The 19,001-nt window shown below is 54.8% G+C and carries 14 protein-coding genes; 7 read left to right on the plus strand and 7 right to left on the minus strand.

What is annotated here, in order from left to right; all coding sequences use genetic code 11:
* Window positions 1-34: 34 nt before the first annotated feature.
* Window positions 35-631, plus strand: a complete 597-nt coding sequence (locus AC2D8V_RS03340) for a VPLPA-CTERM sorting domain-containing protein (protein ID WP_484732093.1) — start codon at window positions 35-37, stop codon at window positions 629-631.
* A gap of 99 nt (window positions 632-730) precedes the next feature.
* Here AC2D8V_RS03340 and AC2D8V_RS03345 read toward each other — a convergent pair whose 3' ends face one another.
* Window positions 731-2,668: a hypothetical protein gene (locus AC2D8V_RS03345; RefSeq protein ID WP_484732094.1), complete on the minus strand. Its 1,938-nt coding sequence runs from the start codon at window positions 2,666-2,668 to the stop codon at window positions 731-733.
* Window positions 2,669-2,786: 118 nt separating this feature from the next.
* Here AC2D8V_RS03345 and AC2D8V_RS03350 point away from each other — a divergent pair, with 118 nt between their 5' ends.
* The 6 genes from AC2D8V_RS03350 to AC2D8V_RS03375 all read left to right on the plus strand — a co-directional run bounded on the left by AC2D8V_RS03350 (window position 2,787) and on the right by AC2D8V_RS03375 (window position 11,321).
* On the plus strand, window positions 2,787-4,163 hold the full coding sequence (locus tag AC2D8V_RS03350) for a phosphomannomutase (protein WP_484732095.1): 1,377 nt from the start codon (window positions 2,787-2,789) through the stop codon (window positions 4,161-4,163).
* Between the two features lie 172 nt (window positions 4,164-4,335).
* Entirely contained in the window at window positions 4,336-5,382 is a 1,047-nt protein-coding gene (locus AC2D8V_RS03355; RefSeq protein WP_484732096.1) for a glycosyltransferase, read from the plus strand.
* Window positions 5,383-5,445: 63 nt separating this feature from the next.
* Window positions 5,446-7,263 (plus strand): ABC transporter ATP-binding protein, encoded by a 1,818-nt coding sequence (locus AC2D8V_RS03360; RefSeq protein ID WP_484732097.1) that lies wholly within the window; start codon window positions 5,446-5,448, stop codon window positions 7,261-7,263.
* A 207-nt stretch (window positions 7,264-7,470) separates the two neighbouring features.
* Complete coding sequence (locus AC2D8V_RS03365) at window positions 7,471-8,292, plus strand: glycosyltransferase family protein (protein ID WP_484732098.1); 822 nt, start codon at window positions 7,471-7,473, stop codon at window positions 8,290-8,292.
* A gap of 84 nt (window positions 8,293-8,376) precedes the next feature.
* A complete protein-coding gene (locus AC2D8V_RS03370; protein ID WP_484732099.1) occupies window positions 8,377-9,963 on the plus strand; it encodes an FAD-dependent oxidoreductase in 1,587 nt (528 codons plus the stop codon).
* A gap of 80 nt (window positions 9,964-10,043) precedes the next feature.
* On the plus strand, window positions 10,044-11,321 hold the full coding sequence (locus AC2D8V_RS03375; RefSeq protein ID WP_484732100.1) for a glycosyltransferase family 4 protein: 1,278 nt from the start codon (window positions 10,044-10,046) through the stop codon (window positions 11,319-11,321).
* 70 nt (window positions 11,322-11,391) lie between these two features.
* Here AC2D8V_RS03375 and AC2D8V_RS03380 read toward each other — a convergent pair whose 3' ends face one another.
* The 6 genes from AC2D8V_RS03380 to AC2D8V_RS03405 form a co-directional block, all read right to left on the minus strand.
* Window positions 11,392-12,330, minus strand: a complete 939-nt coding sequence (locus AC2D8V_RS03380) for a hypothetical protein (RefSeq protein ID WP_484732101.1) — start codon at window positions 12,328-12,330, stop codon at window positions 11,392-11,394.
* A 142-nt stretch (window positions 12,331-12,472) separates the two neighbouring features.
* Complete coding sequence (locus AC2D8V_RS03385) at window positions 12,473-13,150, minus strand: rhomboid family intramembrane serine protease (protein WP_484732102.1); 678 nt, start codon at window positions 13,148-13,150, stop codon at window positions 12,473-12,475.
* A gap of 43 nt (window positions 13,151-13,193) precedes the next feature.
* On the minus strand, window positions 13,194-14,456 hold the full coding sequence (locus AC2D8V_RS03390; RefSeq protein WP_484732103.1) for a hypothetical protein: 1,263 nt from the start codon (window positions 14,454-14,456) through the stop codon (window positions 13,194-13,196).
* 124 nt (window positions 14,457-14,580) lie between these two features.
* Entirely contained in the window at window positions 14,581-15,180 is a 600-nt protein-coding gene (locus AC2D8V_RS03395; protein ID WP_484732104.1) for a polysaccharide biosynthesis/export family protein, read from the minus strand.
* Between the two features lie 132 nt (window positions 15,181-15,312).
* Window positions 15,313-17,757, minus strand: a complete 2,445-nt coding sequence (locus AC2D8V_RS03400) for a tetratricopeptide repeat protein (RefSeq protein WP_484732105.1) — start codon at window positions 17,755-17,757, stop codon at window positions 15,313-15,315.
* Window positions 17,758-17,910: 153 nt separating this feature from the next.
* On the minus strand, window positions 17,911-18,594 hold the full coding sequence (locus AC2D8V_RS03405) for a sugar transferase (protein WP_484732106.1): 684 nt from the start codon (window positions 18,592-18,594) through the stop codon (window positions 17,911-17,913).
* Window positions 18,595-19,001 lie beyond the last annotated feature (407 nt).

Below are 19,001 nucleotides of genomic sequence, written 5' to 3' on the forward strand. Positions count from 1 at the left end.
GTACCAGTTGGTGCGTTAATAAGGGTGAAAAATTATGAACTTAAAAATTGCAATTGCAGCAGCGGCATTGGCCGTGGCGGCGCCGGTAGCGTCATTTGCTGCGACCGTTACAGGGTCTGTGAGCATCGGGGGTACCGTTCCGTTCACAACGACAAACAACCTGACGGATGGTGATACATCGACAGGCATGATCACATTTGATCCGACATCTGCTGCTGCGGGTAATGCTAGCGGTTCGATCGACGATCTGGTGTGCACAACAGCCGAAGCACTTGCCATGGTGTGTTCGCTGACTGGCTTTAATCTGAGCACGATCGACCTTGCGAACCTCGGCACGTTCTGGGTGACGACAACCGGTCTGTCGTTCGACATTACTTCGGTGTCTTCCGTTTCTGTTATGGCCAACGGCGCGGCTGACCTCGTTGGCACGGGCTCGTTCTTCCACGGTGGTGAAGAGACAGCAGGTTTCTTCTCGCTGTCCATCGACCCGAATGCAGGTCAGAGTTCAGATGCAACCATTGGCTTCTCGTCCACTGCAACAGCGGTTCCGGTTCCAGCAGCAGGTCTGCTTCTGCTCGGTGGCCTCGGTGGTCTGGCGGCGCTGCGTCGTCGTAAGAAAGCTGACGCCTGATCACTTCAGACGTGATTGTTTGAAAATTTTTGAGGCCGCCCCAGCCGGGCGGCCTTTTTTCATTTTGGTGTGGGCCCGCGAATGAGTTCAGGCCGCCTGCTAATCCTCTCCGACACTGATCCGAACTGTGGCGGTTTGTGTTGTCCAAACGTCTGATCTTGAAAACCGCAGTTGTATCTCACCTGAAAACGCGGCTGGCGGAGTATAGCGCCATTTCCCTTCGGAGCGTGCGAGCGTGCCAACTTCAGGCTTTTCAATCAGCGCATAGATCACGCCGTCTGAAGACGGTGACGTGAACGCATCGGGCAAAACGGTAGCGGTGTTAACCGGCGTGCGCAGAACAATATCCGCCACCGCGTCCGTGGCGTCGACCGTACTGAACGCGCCTTGGGAATAAGTAAAGAATGATCCGGCATATACATCTTTCAGGCCATAGGCACGGACCATGTACCGCGCTGCTTGGGTCCCGTCGGGGTCGGTGTAGGACAGGCTTGTAATCGGATCTGGGCCGCTAATGCGCTGAAACGGGGCGTTGTCTGACGTGGCACGGTAGACGCGGTATCCGACTGTGTCGGCATCCAGCGATGGCTGCCAACTGATCGTCACGCCTTGGTCCAGCGCCGCCTGCGTGACGCGGCGCGGTGTTTCCAGCACGAACGCCCGCGCGGTCGGATCCCCCAGCAAATTGACCCAGACCGGGTTGCGCCACAAAAAACGGCCGGTGGGAAAGTAATCCATCGTGTCGCGGTAGGGTTCATCCGCGGTTCCGTTGTTGACGGTGCTGCGATGCACATCGCCAATGGTGGCGCCCAGAGCCATCGTATGAAGCCGCCAAGAAGGTCTGCCGCCCCACCCGACCGCCACCGGATACCAGTCATCAGACAGCAACATCGTCATGCGGTTGTTGTGTCGCTCGATTTCCTGCTTGTTGCTGCCAAAGTTGATCGCAAAAACGGCTTCTACGGCATTGGGTCCGGCGTAGTCCTCTTCTTTCGGAGAGCCGAAATCAACACCCCAAAGCCAAGGCCCTTGCGCACCCACGTCGTGGTGGCCGCCCAGCACCACCGCATTTGGCCCCAGTACATTGTCGAGGCCCCGTTGCTCGGTGATCAGATGATCGCTTTGTGCATAGGCCCCGCGCAAATCGCCGATGTAGCCCATGCGCCAATGGTGCAGTCGATCGAAATATTGCCTGAGGTGGCGTATTTCTCGCAGGTGCCAGCCCTTGCTGATGGGTGAAAAGTCGATGCGCCCGATCTGCATCTCTATTCGGCTGTCTGGAACACTGTTTTCCAGCAGTCTGCCGTTTTGGTCGATGCGCCATGTGCTGTCGACATCAGCATAGAACAAATCGGTTGCGTGCGGTTGTAACTCGTGACCATCGGGTGCCGCGCGCCCGCTCAGAACGAGCGGCACGTGCCCGACCAGAATCGCGGCGTGCTGACCAAACTGGTCTTGCTTGAACTGATTGGCCAGCCAGGCCCGGATTGGCGCTGCGCGGTTAATGTTTTCCATCGGCTTGTTGCGGACACCCCGCGGCACGTCTCGTCGCACCACGCGCCATCCGTCACCGATCAAATCGCGCGTGAACCGTGCAAGGTGAGCCTTCAGGTCTTTGACGATTGTCTCGTCGACAATGAGATAGGCAGTTCCCCTGAACTCTGTCGCCGGCACCTCTACACCCGCAGCCCAGTACCCCACGTCGACGATATCGCGGGCTTGTCGGATTACTCGGTACTCATACGCGGTACCGGGTCTGATTGTATCGTCAGTGTAGCGCAGGATTGGTGCTTGTTCAGGTGCCAGCGGCCGCCAACTTGCCCCGCCCTTGTCACCAAGGGATCGGCGGCTGATCGAAACCGGGCCGACACGCGGCGGTTGTGCGTCAAACCAATGCAGTTCTATCGCCCGCCCGTTTGGCGCAATGTTGGCATCCAGCGCCAGGTTTTTCTCTGACGCGGGCTGCGCGGTGGCTGACCCCGCACAGGTCATGCAAACCACGAAAATCTGAGAAAGAAGTAACCGCTTGTTCTGCATCGCTTAACCTTGGCACAAGTAAATTCCGACCGCATGTCTTTTTGCAGGTGACCGCACCGCCTGTGCAGGTCAAAATGAAGTGAGCTGAATCCGTGGCAGAATTGGAAGACCCGTAATAATGGCATTGAAATTTGGAACAAGCGGCCTGCGGGGTCTTGTCACTGAGATGTCTCCGGATGTTGTCGAACGATATACGATGGCTTTCCTGACCGGTTGCGCGGGCATTAAAATACTGTGCGTTGGGCGGGATCTTCGCGGCTCATCGCCGCGTATTGCAGATGATGTGATGCGCGCGGCTGCGCGGTTGGGGTGCGAGGTCATCGATTGCGGCGCAATACCGACACCGGCGCTTGCACTGGCCGCCATAGCGCGCGGCGCTGGCGCTGTCATGGTCACTGGCAGCCACATTCCCGCTGACAGAAATGGCCTCAAATTCTATACCTCAGGCGGTGAACTCACCAAAGCGGATGAACAGGCAATTCTGGCGGTTTACGAGACGGGGCAAGTGATTGAAGGGTCGGCGGCCACCGAAAAATCATCCGATGACACTGTGGCCGAGACGTATATCAATCGCTACGCGCGCGCTTTCGGCGGGACGGCGCTGCAAGGAAAGCGCATCGGACTTTACAGCCATTCAGCAGTAGGGCGCGATGTCTTGCACCAGATTCTGGTACATCTTGGGGCGCAGGTCATTGAATGCGGTCGCTCGGAAGAGTTTGTACCCGTCGATACCGAAGCAGTCGATCCGGAAACGCGCGCAAGGATCAAAGATTGGGTGCTGGACGGACAACTTGATGCGCTCGTATCCACCGATGGCGATTCAGACCGCCCAATGTTGGCAGACGAAAACGGTCACATTGTGCCGGGGGACGTCATGGGGCAGATTACGGCGAAATCGCTTGGTGCCAAAAAAGTGGTGACCCCGATTTCTTCCAACAGCGGCGTAACACAGAAAGGTTTTGACGTCGTTATCCGCACGAAAATCGGATCTCCATTCGTTATTGCTGGCATGAAAGAGGCGGGTGGCAGCGTAGTAGGGTACGAGGCCAACGGCGGTTTCCTTTTGGGATACGATGCCGACGGACCAGTGGGATTGCTTCCATCATTGCTCACGCGGGATGCTGTGTTGCCGTTGGTTTGTGTGTTGAGTGAGGCCAAATCGACTTCTCTGTCGGCGCTTGTTGCCGCAGAGCCGGCAGTGTTTACAGCCGCAGACCGCTTGCAGGAAGTAGAACAGGCTCGCACCCGCCCTTTCATGGAAAAGCTCGCTGATGATGCTACGGCGCGTGGTGCCTTCTTGCAGTACCTCGGAGGCCGAGAAGTGCAGTGCGATATGACAGATGGCATCCGAATGTCCTTGCATAATGGTCGCATCGTGCACATCCGGCCTTCGGGCAATGCGCCTGAGTTGCGTTTGTACATTGAGGCGGAGAGCGAAAGCGCGGCAAGTGAACTGTTGCAGGATGGTTTACTGCGGCTCAAAGAGATGCTGTGACCAAAAGGCCGCGGGCAACCTGAAAAATACCCGAAATCTACATCTTAAAGCCTTATTTCACTGTCAATTCGGCCAAGTTGTTTGTGGCGGGCTGGATTTCAGTTAAAAGTCTGGCGACCATTGTTGTGTATTGAGCCTGGTCTGTTCTTCGGGTGAAACGGGATATGAGTAAATGCAGATAAAGCATCCTTTGAACTTTGTTGTACCGGACACGCACGTCTGGCCGGAGTTAAAAGGGTGGGATGGGTCACGGCTGGCCGATCAAGTGCTGTCGGACCGGTCAGACGATATTCTGGACAGTTGGGTAATTCGGACCTTCTATCAGTTGCGTCTTGCCGGAGAGACGCAGATGACGATTTCTAACACCACCAGACGCGACGCCATCAACTTTGTTGGTGCACGTCAATTCGGCCGCAAGGAGCGCGACCCGTTGGCCTTTATTGTGGTGCCGCAAGGCGACGCACATCATTCGGAACTGGCCAATTTCAGAATTCAACAAAATGGCGTACGGCCGGAACGTGACGATTCCGCTACGATCTGGCATTGGCCGCAGCCCGGTATCATCCCTCGCGATGCTGAACGCGGCACCCGATTTGATAGTCTTTGTTACAAGGGACGTATTCTCAATCTGGATGAAGATTTCCGCTCTGACGCTTTTCTGGCGGCGATCCGAGAGTTGGGAATAACCTTTGACGTCGACGGCTATAACGGCGAGCGCGGAGAGCAGAACTGGAACAACTATTCGCAGTATGATGCCGTTTTGGCCATCCGAAACCTGACCGTGTATGACGTGAGCAAGAAGCCGGCGAGCAAGCTGGTGAATGCATGGTTCGCAGAGTTGCCCGCGCTTCTTGGTCCTGAACCGGCTTACCGCGAGTTGGGCACTCCCGGGGAAGACTATATCGAAGTTTGTAATCAAGGTGACATCTTGGATGCGCTGAAGGTATTGCGGGATAATCCCGAACGTTTTGCAAGTATCGTGGAAAACGGAAAACAGCAGCGCACCCGCTTTACCGAAGAGGCACTGACCCGGATGTGGTTGGATACGCTCAGCGGCCCGGTGTCGGAACATTTTGAGCGTTGGCAACGTACGCCCATATGGACGAGGCTCTTTCGCTCCATTTCGGGAATGATCCAGGAACCGCGCTCCAAAGCACAGGACAGACGTGATTACCTAGACGGCGAACGTTTGCTGGACGCCTATCGGGCAAGCCAGTGAGACGGCCCGTTTGTGCGGTTGGCAAGATCACACCGCCCCTTTTAATAAACATGCGAAACAAGAATGCTTGAACCGTACAAAAAAATTCTGACGATCCTCGATGCCCGTGAGAAACGGCGGTTCTTGCTATTGATGATTATTCTGATCTTTGCGGGGTTCGCCGAAGTCGTCGGTCTCTCCGCTTTCCTTGTACTGCTTGGATTGCTGGCAGAACCCGAAAAGGCAATGGACCGCGATGCGGTCGCGTGGGTATACGAAACCCTGAGTTTTCAAACGCTTTTCGCCTTTCAGGTGTTCGCCGCACTCGCTGTCGCTGCAGTCATATTTACCGGCCTGCTGGTGAAGGCCGCAGCCTTTTACGCCACGCTTCGGTTTGTCACCAACACAGCGTATCATTTGTCGGTCAGAATGCTACGCGGATATCTTTCCCAGCCCTATATCTGGTCTTTACAGCAGAACTCTACCAATATTGGCAGAATTGTTCTGACCGAGTGTGAGGCATTCGTTAACCGGGTGGCCCGACCAACGCTCAACATCATTGCAAGCATCATTTTATGTCTTAGCATCGTAGGCTTTCTGCTTCTTGTTGATCCCGTGATTGCCCTTGTCTCCTTTGCCATTCTCGGTGGCGGGTACGGGCTGACCTATTTGTTGGTCAGGCGGCCCCTTGAACGACATGGTGACCAGATCGTGCGAATGAATCGCGCAAGGTACAAACTGACACTTGAAGCTGCCTCTGGGCTAAAAGATATCAAGCTGGCCGGCCTTGAAGACGTTTATGCAAACGAGTTTGTAAAGCCGTCCGAACGCCGTGCGAGAAGCCTGATTTGGTCTTTGATGGTCACAACGATCCCCAGGTTTGTTCTGGAAGGATTAACATTTACCATCCTGTTGGTCGTGGTTCTGATCTTGCTGTTACGCAATGACGGTGACCTGCTAGCAGCCGTGCCAATACTGGGTATTTTTGGCTTTTCGGTCATGCGATTACTGCCTGCGCTCCAGCAGGTATACTTTGGTTTTTCCTCAGTGAGAGCGGGTTTGGCGACGTTGGACGTGGTCTATCGCGAGTACATGTCCGTCGAGGCATTCCAGAGAAAACAGCTTGCAAACGATCGGGAAACGGCTTTGCCGCTCAAACATCAACTGGAGTTGGAGCGCGTTTCATTTTCCTATCCGGACGCGCCGAAAACTGCGATGCAAAACCTGTCAACGACGATCAAAGCCAACAGCACCGTCGGGATCGTCGGCGGTACAGGCGCGGGTAAGACGACTCTCGTTGATCTACTTCTGTGTCTTCTCAAACCTGACGAAGGTCAGCTGATCGTTGATGGCACGCCGCTGACTGATGAGAATGCACGCGCCTGGCAGAACACACTGGGTTACGTGCCGCAGCAGATTTTCCTGACCGATGACACTGTTGTGGCAAACATCGCCTTTGGCATCGCGGAAAAGGACGTCGACATGGCGGCCGTGCGACGGGCCGCAAAGATTGCGGCGCTACACGACTTTGTCGTTGATGAGTTGCCAGAGGGATATGACACGCCCATCGGTGACAGGGGTGTCCGGCTGTCAGGCGGGCAGAGGCAGCGGATCGGCATTGCGCGGGCGCTATATCACGACCCGTCGATCCTTATTCTGGACGAGGCGACGTCTGCACTGGACAACATTACCGAGCGGGCTGTGATGCAAGCGGTGCAAAACCTACAAAATCAGAAAACCATCATCATGATCGCGCACCGTCTGAGCACTGTGGAAAAATGCGACAACATCCTTCTCATGGAAAAAGGCGCGATCGTTGCGACCGGAACTTACGACGAACTGGCACAAAGCAGCCCGATCTTCCAAGAGATGATCGGCAAGGAAACCGTAGGCGCCGCATGATCGGAAGAAGTTTCAAACCAACGCACGAGCATGCGATGGCCTGCGTCGCCACGACCGTATCCAGGTTGCGGTATGCTGGATAAGCGGCCCATACACTTGATGTTACCGTGCCCGCCGCCTACCCGGCACCGGGCTTGGGGAGATTATTATTTTGGTCAATCGTTGTCCGAGGCGCTGCAAGAGTGCGGCCACGACGTAATTGTTTCCATGCGCTCAAGCGGTGTACGGTTTCGAGACAAGATTGCGAATTGGTGGCGTGCCCGTCAGTTATCGGTGCCGGAAAATGCCGTCGAATTGGTTTTGCTGGGCTTGCCGCCTGAGGTCGCGCGATCAAGCCGACCCCGAATTGCATGGTTGATGTATAAACATGAGGCCATTGCAGACGACCAGTTACAACAACTCGACCATTTGTTTGTCGCCTCTGATCCTTTTGCGGCAAAGATGCGTGCCGCCGGGCATGCCCCAGAGGTACTGTTGCAATGTACCGATCCGAAACGCTTTTCGCCTGACATGGCTTCTGAACAAAACGCATCGGAGCTTTTGTTTGTCGGTAACCGCGGACCACTTGAACCGCGACCCATAGTTCGCGGCGCTCTGCGCAGCGGGCATACTGTTTCTGTGTGGGGAACCGGGTGGGACGACCTTGCCGACCAGATCGATTTTCGGGGCATTCATGTCTCTAACGAGGTTTTGGGGAGCCATTACGCCTCTGCCAAGGTTGTACTGAATGACCACCGCAAGATCATGTTGCAGGATGAATTCATTTCGAACCGGATTTATGACAGCCTTGCCTGCGCGCGCCCCGTCGTCACTGAAGAGATGGCAGGGATGCCAGAGGAGTTTGGTGACGGTGCCGTACCCTATCAAAATGAAGAAGACATAGTTGCAGCAATCGAAGCTGCTCTGTCGACCTCTCCCTCAAGACTAAGTGAGATTTCGAGGTACACACGCGCGCATCACAGCTTTCTGGAAAGGGCCAAGGTCATATCGGCGCGCATCGATCAAATAGGCAGTCGGGGGCCCTTATAACCAAATCAATTGATCGTTTGACACATCATCATTTCGGGTCAGTTTATCCTATGTCGCTTTGTAACGAGGCCCCCTAGATTTCCTATGCTGGTAGATGCGCGTACTCTTTCCCCCGGAACGGAGATCGCTGTCGATATTTGTATCATCGGCGGCGGCGCTGCGGGTATTACGCTTGCGCGATCTTTCATCAACTCCGGGCGCAAGGTTGCACTACTGGAAAGTGGTGGCTTTTCCTTGGAGGAACAGACGCAGTCCCTTTACCACGGCAAAGATATCGGCCAGCCCTATACCATATTTGGCCGATCAAGGTTCCGCTATTTCGGTGGCACGACCAACCGATGGGGTGGAGCGTGGTGCGATCTGCCAAGCCCTCTGGATTTTGAACAACGAGATGGTGTGCCTTTTTCCGGATGGCCGGTCACTTTCGATGACATGAAGCCATGGTACGAAAGGGCGCAGCCTGCGCTCAGACTTGGACCCTATGCGTATGAGCTTGGTGATTGGGGCATTAAACCAGAAGATGTTCCCGAGCCCTTCAAAGGGCCTGAATTGGTAACACGCGTGCTGCAGCAGGCACCGACCACGCGATTTGGCAAATACTACCGCAAAGAACTGGAGCGCGTCGAAAACGTCACGGTCTATCTCAATGCGAATGCGCTAACGCTGGAAACAAACGAAGCGGGTGACAAGGTCACTCATGTGGACGTTGGTGTCCTTCCGGACCGTCGCCTTACCGTAAGAGCAAATATGTTTGTCCTGTCCTGTGGTGGGATTGAAGCCGCGCGTCTTTTGCTTTTGTCGAAAGGGGTAAACGGCAAAGAACTCGGCAATCAGAATGATCTGGTCGGACGGTTCTTTCAACTGCACGTAGAGTACACCGGCGGGACCATCCGGCAGAGTGATCCGACGCGCGATCTTTCTTTTCAAACAGGCGAGAACGGCGCCAAATTCAAACGACAGGGTCATGTGCGCAGGTTCGTATCTTATATCAGCGTGTCAGATAACACCAAACGGCGTATGGATCTTCCGGCGGTACGATACCGGTTTCGCTATCCCCGCAGCCCCGAGTTGAACGTCTTATGGCGGCTGTACCATCGAACCGCATCGCGGACATCTCTGCTGCCCGATCTGATGCGTGTCATCCGAAAGTCACCTGATCTGGTCGTTTACGTATCTCGACGCATCATTTACGGACGCAACAAGCCGCCTGTCCCATTGGCTGAAATCCCGTTGACATGCACTGCCGAGCAGTTGCCCAATCCCGAAAGCAGGGTCTTTCTGGGCGACGAAATCGACGCATTCGGGTTACGCAAGATCGTAGTGGACTGGCAACTCACCCCGGAAGACCACCGCGGTATGGTCGTCGCAAATGAATTGCTGGCTCGGGAGTTAAAACGGACAGGATTTGGTGAGTTTGACTCAGCGGTGCCCGAGCGGGAAATGGACTGGCCCGCTGATATGCGTGGAGATCAACATCACATGGGAACCACGCGCATGAGCAAAGACCCAAAAACCGGTGTCGTCGATGAAAACTGCAAGGTTCACGGGGTCGCCAATCTCTTTGTTAGCAGCAGTGCCGTGTTCCCAACCAGCGGTACCTTCAACCCGACGCTCACTATTCTGGCGCTTGCTGAGCGGTTGTCCGAGCATATTAAGCAACGTTACGCGTAATTTAACTGGCCCGCCTTGCGTTTTTGGTCAATGAGGGGTCAACTCTGACGGTGTGTGCGATAACTATCTGTTGAATACCTATGATTTTGATCGTTGGCCCCAATGCGTCTTCGCAATACGGCGGTGAAGCCTTTCTGCCGCTAAAGTATTTCCAGGTGCTTCGGCGGCGGGGGTATCCTGCGCGACTAATTGCGCATACACGCAACAAAGATGATCTGACCGCATTTCTGGGGGCAGACATCGAACACGTCGATTTTGTCCGGGATAGCATCTGGCATCGTAGTATTTGGGCTGTCGCAAAACGCATGCCCAGCCGATTGCGGGTAAATACCGCAACACCGCTTCTGAATTGGGTGAACGAATACTTCCAGGCCAAAATCATTCGCGAACGGATTGCTTCGGACGATGTGACGTTGATCCACCAGCCGACACCTGTATCCCCGAAAAGCCACTCGGCGATTTATGGTTTCGGCATACCGGTGGTGATCGGGCCGATGAATGGCGCGATGACTTTCCCCAAGGATTTTGAGAACTACGAAAGTCTTCCCACGCGCTGGCTGATCAGATCCGTGTCAAAGATTGCGCTTGCGATGAACTGGTTAGTGCCGGGCAAGCGCAAAGCGGCAGCACTGTTGGTCGCGAACGACCGCACACGAGCAGCACTACCGTGCCCGGACCATCCAAACATCGTAACGCTTGTCGAAAACGGCGTTGACTTCGAGGTCTGGTCCCACCCCGGTACGCGCAGCGTAGAGCGTGGCGCGAACGATACGTTTCGCTTGGTGTTTATGGGGCGACTGGTCGATTGGAAGGCCGTGGATATCACGCTGGATGCCCTTGCTATCGCACGTGCCGCAGAAGTGGACGTTGTTTTGGACATCCTCGGCGACGGGCCAGACCGCGAAATGTTAGAGGCTTACACGGACAAAAAAGGCCTTTCCAACGCCGTGACATTTGCTGGCTTTCTGTCGCAAGGGGAATGTGCTGAACGTTTGGCCGCTTCTCATGCGCTGATCCTGAATTCTTTGTGGGAATGTGGTGGCGCAGTTGTTTTGGAAGCAATGGCCATGCAACTGCCGGTTATCGCATCCGACTGGGGCGGCCCTGCGGACTACCTCGACGAGACCTGTGGTATTCTGGTAACGCCGACGCCGCGTCATGACTTTGCCACCAGATTGGCGGACGCAATCATAACACTCAGCAAGGACCCAAAGCTTTGCCAACGTCTTGGCGAAGCCGGCTTGAAGAAAGTGCGCGATGAATACGATTGGGAAAAGAAAATAGACCGTATTCTGGAAATCTATGGTGCCGTCGAAGCGGCGCCAACCAGCGACGCCAAGCCTTTGAAAGCCCCGTAACCCATCAACCGCCTGGCGCAGTCGCTAAAATAGGTCACAGAAGGCCGTAACAAAGGTGGCTCGGTGCTGGCTAAGTTGGCAAGACACCGCGAACGATGGATTTCAGGCGTTGCTCGCGTTCGTAAGCGGGGCGCAAAAGTTCGACATAGTCTGGTCCTTTCGTCGCGCCGCATATCCGGTTGGAGTAATCCTTGAGCGTGCCGTTCTCGAGGCCTTTTTGAACCCACCACTTTGACGGACCACTCACATGTATGCATTTGACACGTGAGAGTGGCTCAAACCGCAAGGTGTGCTGCCCGGGAAAGCCTGCAGCAACTGCCAGCCGCTTGATGCGACCGCGTTCCCAACACCGCCAGACTTTCGGGTCGAGATGATAGCCACCGATCCGCATGGCAATGGCTGACCAGATGATCGCTTCGATATGCATGTAGCTCCGAAACTGATTGGTCGCTAAAAAGCGCCCTAATCGGTCAAGAAACTCCGGCTCGATCGCCCCCGCCCGGAGTTGCGCCACACCGATGTCTACATGGTTGGCCAATCGGATGTTTTTTTCAAATGCAAGGCGGACGGCGTCTGGCGGATACAGGCAATTGGGCCCTTGTCGCATCATCTTGACCCCCGAGTCATCCGTCGGCTCGAAATCAAATTGGTTCGGGAAATAGAGGTCAGGGTCAGTAACAATGATTTCGTCTTCGGGCGCGCTGAGCGCGATGGGGTCGATGATCTTCCGCCAGCAGGGATGACCTTCGTGGAGCGCGCGGAGCCCGTTCAGGCCGGGAAAAGTATCAGCGAGCCTGTCCGATACTTCTTCCTGAGCGATTACGTCGATGACGGACTGTCCCGAAACTGCGTAGTTTTCAGTTTCACTTTCCAGTAGTTTTCGTTCGTCGTGGTTGTCCGCTATCAGGCGCAGGTGTACCTTTTCAACGCAATTGCTTAGCATGCTCCTGATACAGGCATGCGCATAGGGCAGCGAGCGCGAAGACATGACGATGAATACACGTCTCAAGACCGATAATCCGTAAAGTTCAAGGCCAAGTAATTTGCGCCGTTCAAATGCTTACACGAAAAAATTGTACAGTATTGTTACAACCCCGCCCAGAGGCGATTGCCCGACGCCAGTGCTTTTGCTGGTACATGGGCACTTGTCGTCAATCAACGTCCTGCGTTGCCCGGGGATCGACAAGAGTTGCGGCCAGCCACCCTGTGATAAAGCCGCCTAGGTGTGTCTCCCAAGCGAGTTGGCCGCGCATTGTCCACCACAGAACCAGATTGAGTAAGATTAGCAGCAGGACCGTCTGCGCAACAGGAAGTAGCCCCTGATTGTAGGTATACCGGTCGACGTACATCCAAGCCAACAAGGCGCCCGCTAACCCAAAAAGTGCACCCGACGCGCCGACCATGGGCCGGAGTTCGGGCGCGAGCATGGCAAAGCCGAGCGCGCCGCCAAGCATCGCTGCCAAGTATACCAGCCCAAAGCCAACGGTACCCACGCGATAGAGCACAGCTTGCCCCAGAGACCACAGTGTCAGCATATTCACGAGAAGATGCAGAAAGCCGCTGTGCAGGAAGCCGTAGGTCAGAAACATGCTGAAGGGTTGCAGCGGGTAGTTGGGAATCCAGTCGCGCACAAGACCCGGCCAAAACCCTCCGTATTCATATGTCAAAGCTCGCAGGCGAATGGGTTCGATCAGCCCGAAGTCGGCCAACTGCAAGACCGCTTCGATCAGGCAGCAGGCAAGGATAATGGCGACGAGCGGTGCCCGGTTGATAGACGGTGGGCCATTGGGCAACTCGGCCAATGACGAAGTGTCAGACTGATCATCCATGTGGCATCATGAACATGGTTATGCGTGAAGCACTAGGCATTGCTCAGGGCCGCCAGTCAAAGTTCCGCTGCAGACCCACGAAGAACGTGTTTGAATCCCGGTCGCTCCGGTCATCCTGCTTGCTGAGAATGTGACGGTACCCGCTGACTAACCCCCAGTCGCGCGTCAGCGCATAATTATAGGTTACGCTGAGATCGACGCGCTGCCCGTCATTAGCATTCACGCCCAATTCGTTTCTATCGAAGAATGACAGCGACACGCCGAGGGTCGACAGACTATTGACTTCATATTCATAGCTACCGCTAAAAGATGTGACGATCTCTTCTTCGTTGTCGCTGTCGGTGTTCACCGATTGCGACAGGCTGACAGAGATACGGCTATCCGACAGCGCGTACGAGTAGTCCAGCCCGAAAATAGGGTCGACACCTGTACCGTCACTGCGGGTCAAACCGAAAGAATACCCAAAAGACTGGGCGCGGGGGAGGTCACGGGAGCGCCGCATCCCAATGAACGTGCGTCGGCCATCATCGTTCGAGGCGACGTCGCTGCTAAAAGTCAGCCCAATGGTTCCGTCTTTGAAGCTCTGTGTAATCCCCGCAGATAAGGACAAACCGTCATCGGTGCCGATTTCATCACCGCTGCGCTCGATACGGTCATAAGTCAACGCCACGTTACCACTAAGGACCGGGTTGACGATAAAACGCGTTCCCAAACCGAAGGACGTTGTTTCCCTGTCTACGCCGTCACCTTGAGCGTCAAAATCGCTATACCGTCCGATCAGCTGAGTTGTGATCCGCGACGAAAGCCGAAAGTCGAGTGTGCCCCTAGCGGTAAACGTCGTCCTGTCGGTGAGGTCCGGATCACTTGTATCGGAATACTCCAGTGACGAATACCCAAGGTCGTATGTCGCACCGATAGGCGCATCGATACCCACAGCGCCGGACACATTGAACCTATAGCTTTCCAATGTCCCGGTATCTTGGTTGATGACGTTGCCGTCTTGATCGATGATCTCGTCAAACCCGTCACCTGTGACATCCGTTTCGCGGTAATTAAAGCGTGTTTGGATGTTCGAATTCCGGGCCTCTCTGGAATAGCCGATACCCAGATTGGAGTTGTCTATTTCAAAGGTCGACTGGTTATCCCGGCCTTCTTCGATTTCAGTGCCGAACGAAAGCGAGAACCGCTCTGACGGCGTTGCGCTGCCAAGATTGAAACGCAAAACAGTGCGTCCGAACGTATCGGATTGACCGTTGCTTTCAAGGTCAGGGTTATCGCTATACTCCAGTCGTTGCGAAATGCTCAAATTCGCCTCGATCCCGGGAGGTTCCGTATCTTGCGCCTGTACAGTTACTGATAAGGCACAGATCGCCGAGAGCGCGGCAACGCCATGCCGCGCTCGATTTCTGTTTTGCCTGTGCGAATTTGGGTTATTCGAACAGACGCCGTTCCGGCACGAGAATGACATCTCCGTCCTTCAGCTCGATAGCGTTGCTCGCGGTCCCGTTTGCCAGGGCCCGGTAATTGAGCGTAATGACGTTTTGCACGCCTGTTTGTTTGTTTGTGCGCCGCAATTGGATACGCTTGACCGCAGCAAAGCGTGTCACGCCCCCGCCGATGGCGATAGCCTGCAGCAGTGTCGTGCCACTTTTGACGGATACGACACCGGGGTTGTTCATCTCACCCAGAAAGTAAACGTCAATCGTTGGTGACGCGGAATCAAAGTTTTCCGAAGACGGGTTGACGCTGACGAAGACGGTAGGGGCAGATGCAAAATTCGGGCTGATCGCCGTTGAGATTGCGCTCTCAATTTGCGAAGCGCTGCGCCCTGCGACAACGACCGCACCCGTAAAGGGGAAGTTGATGCGCCCGTCAGGAAGAACAAGTACAGACCGGTTGAGGCTGGCATCTTCCAGAACTTCGATCGTAAGACTGTCGCCTGGCTGGACACGATACTGCTGTGCATTTGCCTGCGAGCAAGTCATCGCGATCACAAAGGTTACGATGGCGAGTTTGATATATCTGATCATCACTGCGTTTCCGTTTATTTAGCCGCACTATTCGAGCCGGGCCCGCCGAAAGAAAGGCTAAAGTGGTTTTAGCCTGCGGAAAATGACGAAGTGTAGTCTGCGCATCACAGTCGGGATTCGATGCGAACGCCGTCAATTTTCCTGCGTTTGCGTGTCCTCAGAAGATGGTGCCGGGCTCGATTGCAACTCTGCGACGCGTTCGCGTGCTGTGACAATTTGATTGCGCTGATCTGCTGGGCCAGCCACGTCGATCGCCTTGCGGAATTGCGCCAGAGCTTCGTCTGTACGCTCAAGGGCGACATAGACCTGCGCGAGATGATACTGAACGATCGGATCATTCGCGAGACCTTCGGCGGCTGATTCCAGATATTCGACGGCTTCCTCGTGTTCGCCGCGCAAATGTAAAATCCAGCCGTATGTATCCTGCAATGCCGGAATGTCGGCATCGCGCAACCTGCGCGCTACGGTCCATGCACGCTCGACGCTTTCGGCATCGTCCGAGCGGTATGTCGCGAGAAGGCTGGCGAGGTTATTGGCAACGATCACGGAATCTGAGTTTTGTTCGTAGAGCCTTTCGTATATCGCAATCGCCCCGTCAATGTCGCCTGCGGCTTCTTTCAGGCTGGCACTTTGCCAGAGCAGGTTTGGCGAGTTCGGTGTCGCTTCGAGGCCCTCGCTGATGACAGCGACAGCCGCATCAGGCCCTTCGGTGACCCGTGCAATCTGTCCAAGGCGCATCCAGACTGCGCCGAGGTTCGGATTTTCTTCAACAAGACCGCGGAATATTTCCTGAGCTTCAGGCAGATTGCCCGCAGACTGATGAACAATCGCAAGGATGTTGCGGAAGTCCGGATTTTCCGGATCGCTTGCCAGCAACTCTTGGGCTGCGGTCAACGCGGCCTCAAAATCGCCGGTCGACACCCGGGCTTGTATCAGCCGGATAATCGCGGTGTTTCCGCCGTCTTCGCTTTGCGAAAGCTGCTCGAGGTAAGCCAATGCCTCATCAGAGCCGTTCTGCCGGTTCAGGCGTTCTGCTTCCAATCTTTGCGCGAGTGTACGGGATTGTTGCGTATCGATTTGTTCAAGCGTGCGGATAACCTGCTGCGCGCGCCCGTCGTCTTCCATCAGAAGGTAAAGCTCGCCAATGGCATTAAGCAATTCGATATTCTGCGGAGCCAGACGCAATGCTTTTTTCAAAAGGTCTTCTGCTGCGAGGTAGCTTTGGTCGCGGACCAGCAAATTGACATAGCGGATGGTTTCCGCGGGCGCATTGCCGGATGCCTCGACCGCGAGTGACAGGAACTCCTGAGCCAATTCGTGACGTCCTGTCCGATTGTATGCTTGCGCCATCAGGCTCATGGCCTGCGCGTCCTCAGGTGCACGATCCAGTGCGGTCCGCAGAGAGTTGATGGCGTTCTCAGGTTCGTCCGCATCGATCTGCCACATCGCCTGCATTTTTAAACCTTCAGGATTACCAGGATCCTCGGCCAGCAATGCTTCTACATGTTTTTGGGCCCCGACAGCATTTCCTGTCGCATTCATAAAGCGGGCCAATGCGATCAGCGCGGATCGGCGCGATTCTGGCGAAAGCCCTTCTTGCGACAGGATATCTTCCAAATCATTGATTGCGGCGTCACGTTGCCCTTGATCAAAATCCAGCCCGGCGCGAATGATGCGATAGGGAACGGGATCAGCCTCTTCGGCGATGGCAGCTGCAAGCTCTTCGCGGGCGGCTTCCGCGCCGCGAACCTGCAGCAGGAAACGGATCAGATCAGACCGCGCGCCTTCGTTGCTTTCGTCCGTTACCTGCTCGCGCAGGAAAGCTTCGGCCTTGTCCATTTCTTCCCGCGACAGGTAGAACCGCAGCAAGGTCTGCTTGTTTTCAACATTATCCGGGAATTGAGCAATCATCTGCTGCAACTGCTCTTCAACTGCGGCCATGTCCTGAGAGCGGGCCAGCAGAGCGAGGCGCTGCCGCCAGAATGTCATGTTCTCTGGTTCGCGCTCGATGAACCAATCCAGTGATGCGAGTGCTTCGTCGATTTCACCGTTGCGCATTTGTGCGTCGGTTACGATGCCACGTGCGACCCGATTTTCAGGAAGGTCGGACAGAATTGCCTCTGCCGCACGCGCCTTGTCACGCGCTGCTGCTTCGTCTTCGTCCAAAGAGGCTTGTCGGTAATCCAAAGCAATGGCAATCGCCTCCACGCGCAGATTTTCTTCTGTGCTCAGCTCTTTAGCCTGCGTCCCGTGTCGCTCCACCTCTTCCCAGTTGTTTGCCTGAAATGCTAGTTCACTCAGGTTGATGCGTGCGTCGAGGTCTTCCGGGTACTGTTCGGCCAGTCGCAAGTACTGTTGGTACGCGCGGCGACGGTTATTTTTTTCCAAAAGGAAAATTTCAGCCAATTTCCGGCGCGCCTCTTGATGCGATCCGTCAAATTCAAAGACGTTCCGGAACTCAACGATGGCACGGTCAAAGTCACCTTCTTCCATGAGGCTCAGGCCGCTCTGGAAATACTCCTCTGCTTGCTCTTCAGCAGAGTCGCAGGCCGCCAAAGCAGCCACGAGCGTAGTCATCAAAAGGAAATTTCGGATAGAGGAAGCGTTGAACACGATTGTCAGCCGATTTGTTAAAATTTCACGAACATTAAGCGAGTTGAGCGGCCAGCGCTATAGGGATTCGGCGGCGACATTAAGGCATTTTTTGCAAAATGCCGTGAGCGGCTTTGCCTAGTGACCGGTTGCCTTGACAACCACGCCGACGGTCTGGACCAGCAGACCCATATCTGTTTTGAACGACATTTCGCGATAGTAACGATCATCGTAATTGGACCGGTCGCTGAACTCGCAATTGTTTCTGTCAGAAACCTGCCAAAACCCTGTAATACCCGGTCGCATCTGATAATAGCTCTGTCCCGGGTACAGTGGTTGTTGCGAAACCATCATCGGGCGCGGCCCGACAAGCGACATCGTTCCTTGGAATACGTTCAGAAGCTGCGGCAGCTCGTCCATAGATGATTTGCGCAGGAATTGCCCAAAGAAGGTTATACGCGGGTCTTTCTTGAGCTTTTGGGTGCTGTCCCATTCCGCCCGCGCAGATGGGTTCCGCGCAAGGTACTGTTCCAGCATCTTGTCCGCGTTGTGCACCATCGTGCGTAATTTCCAAATCCGGAAGTGGCGTCCGTTTTGACCGACACGAAGCTGGGAGTAGAATGGGTTGCGCCCATCCAACGCGACGAGCGCCGCAGCCAATGCCACCAGCGGAAGAACGACAGGTAACGTGATGAGGATAAGTGCCAGGTCGAATGCACGTTTGTATCTCTGGCGATAAGCATCAGAGCCTGAAACGCTAGGGTCCCTTACATCGTCCTCGGATTTAAGTTCCGTCGTGTAAGGAGAAAAATGCAACGTCATAACAAACCTCTGATCACCATACCCACCAAATTCTGGCGTCTCAGACCGAACCGTTGGCCCCCACCAAATTCTGTTCCTCAAATTTATCAAAAAACTGAGCAGCTTCTAGAGGGTTGTAGCAGGTAACTGTGCCGAAATCTGCACCTCACACAGGCAACTGGGCAAATTTTCCGCAAATTTGGGAAAAAATAGGGCAATGGCCATGATGAAAGGGGGTGCGGCGGAGCAAGATTGTTTCGTAAATCGTGTCAAATAGTCGAAATTTGGGATAACAATTTACAATATGTCATCAATAAACAGCGATTTGTCGAATCACAGCGAAATGATTTTGGCGATTTCAAGGCATCTATATAGATTACTTGGTGACTGGCGCAGCCGTCTTGAAAAGTAGTGATTTTGGCAATACG

It is taken from the genome of Roseobacter sp. YIN89 (assembly GCF_057219365.1).